Annotated in this window: 2 protein-coding genes; both read right to left on the bottom strand. The window is 38.5% G+C overall.

Features of this window, described 5'->3' with window-relative positions; all coding sequences use genetic code 11:
* Window positions 1-81: 81 nt before the first annotated feature.
* Complete coding sequence (lnu(C), locus tag H8911_RS12065; RefSeq protein ID WP_019543803.1) at window positions 82-576, bottom strand: lincosamide nucleotidyltransferase Lnu(C); 495 nt, start codon at window positions 574-576, stop codon at window positions 82-84.
* Window positions 577-599: 23 nt separating this feature from the next.
* The gene (locus H8911_RS12070) at window positions 600-1,637 is read right to left on the bottom strand and encodes an IS1595-like element ISSag10 family transposase (RefSeq protein WP_002837184.1); all 1,038 of its coding nucleotides are present in this window, start codon (window positions 1,635-1,637) and stop codon (window positions 600-602) included.
* Window positions 1,638-1,725: the final 88 nt, after the last annotated feature.

The following is a 1,725-nucleotide window of genomic DNA, read 5'->3' on the forward strand; positions in this document are numbered from 1 at the left end:
GGCTATGTCACAACAAACAGTTGATAAATAGCCATTTTTATAGGGGAGTATCAGAACTCCCCTACAAACTGTTATTTGCAGTTATCTATACTCATTTGGAATTTCGATATGAAGTGTCTCACACAATAACTTCACATCATGTGCATCATTTTCATCAAACTCGTATCCCAGATGGAACATTACTTGACTATATGGTTCAATACAGGAAACCTCTATTTCCTCAATTCTTCCTTTACCCGAAAAAGTTTCTACCGGAAAACAATCCCCATCATAAAGAATTTCACCTTCGTCCGTATATTCAAAACAATGCAAATCAATAATTCTGTTTTTCAAATCTTCCCATACAGTATGGTTCAATGTTGTATATTCCATCTTAATCTCATAAAAGCCATTAGCTTTCATTATTTCTATAAAGTTCTGATAATCGTTCTTTTCTACAAAAATGTCAATATCATTATGGGCTCTTGACTGATATCCAAGAAGAGCATCTACACCCCAGCCACCATCAAGAAAGACTTTAATCTCCGCATCTATTGCAAATTGAAGAATCTGTTTTACATCTGTTATATTGACCATCTTATCATCTCCACAAATTCTAATTAGGCGACCAGAGGAACTGCTGGTCTGTTTGATAAATCTCTGCATTTAGCAGTTTTCAATGTTGCCAAAACGAAAGTTAAGAAGATGTTCCTTTTCTCCATGTCGCTTTCTTTGGCGTAATTTACAAGGTTATTCCACACAAGATAGTTGTTCAGATACTTGGTAGAAACACCGTTAAAGCCACGCATAAACCTCTTTAGCTGGCTATGGTAGCTATTGATATGTTGGATATTATAAATGCCTTTCTTGGCTTTGCCAGTCTTTAACTGCACAAGGTCAATGCCATTGGCATTTGTAAATCTCACATAGGAGTTCATCTTGTCCGTAACAAGAGTGGAATTGGTCTTAATCCTACCATCATAAATATGATGTAAATCTCTTGTAGAAACTCTACCAGTATTCGTAATCTTGGAGATAGACAAGCCATTCCTATTAACCGCACAAGGAACACATACCTTTTCTTGGGACAAGCCTCTGATATGTGTAGAATGACCACGCTTATGAGCCTTGCGTGGCATAGCAAATGTCTTACTCTTGCTATGATTGCCCTTGTACGAGATGGCGAAAAAAGTTTCGTCAGCCTCAATAATGCCGTCAAGGGTAACATCGTCTGCCATATTCTGAAGTGCATCCAAAATCTTGTGTCTCCAAAGGAATGCGGTGTTTCTGTGAATCCCACAAGCAACAGCAGTCTTACGAATGGATAAGCCATTCATCATACAATCAATGTACTGCTCCCACACGGACAAGTCTTTTCTTGTACCAGACACAATGGAGTTCGTAGCAATCACGAAGGACTTGCCACAATCCTTACATACATATCGCTGTGTGCCATCTTTACGATGACCATTGCGAACCACATGGATACAGCCACAAAGAGGGCATACACGACCATTTGCAAAGCGTTCCTTTGCTACGAAATCTTCAATATTCAAAGACTTTACAAAGGCAGGACTTAAAAGCATTGTTTTAAGGCTTTCCTGCTCTGCGACAGTCAACTTACCGATAATATCTAATGCGTCTTTGATAGTAGGCATATCCAATTACCTCCTTCGGTGGTACTGTTTCTTACTATTATTATACGCTATTTCTCGTTAAAAATCAACCATTTGTTGTGACAGAGCC

This window comes from Holdemanella hominis (assembly GCF_014306155.1).
Taxonomy (GTDB): Bacteria; Bacillota_I; Bacilli_A; order Erysipelotrichales; family Erysipelotrichaceae; genus Holdemanella; species Holdemanella hominis.